At 41.5% G+C, this 241-nt stretch carries 1 protein-coding gene; it reads right to left on the bottom strand.

The genetic code is table 11. The features are described 5' to 3' along the window. Positions 1-241 (bottom strand): zinc-dependent metalloprotease (locus tag SB689_RS24025; RefSeq protein WP_410694532.1); only part of this gene is annotated, 241 nt, incomplete at both ends.

Raw genomic sequence — 241 nt, 5'->3', positions numbered from 1 at the left:
ACTACTTTCAGATTCTTCATTCCGTATTCGCTTGCCTTCATTGCATCATCTCCCAGGTCTTCAGACTGCGAACGCGGATCTATTGTTTCCAGATAACTCTGCTGTTCTCCGTAGAAGTACATGGGATCATCTTGATGTTTTTCAATCAGATTTCTCAATGCTTTTTTCTCAACAAATTCATCCGGGTACCAACGATAGCCCCATTCAATGGCATATTTATCATAAAGCCCGATTTTCGGAG

It is taken from the genome of Chryseobacterium sp. SIMBA_038, assembly GCF_046535115.1.
Taxonomy (GTDB): domain Bacteria; phylum Bacteroidota; class Bacteroidia; order Flavobacteriales; family Weeksellaceae; genus Chryseobacterium.
The sequence above is the reverse complement of the archived record's forward strand: the minus strand, read 5'-3'. Positions and strand labels throughout refer to the sequence as shown.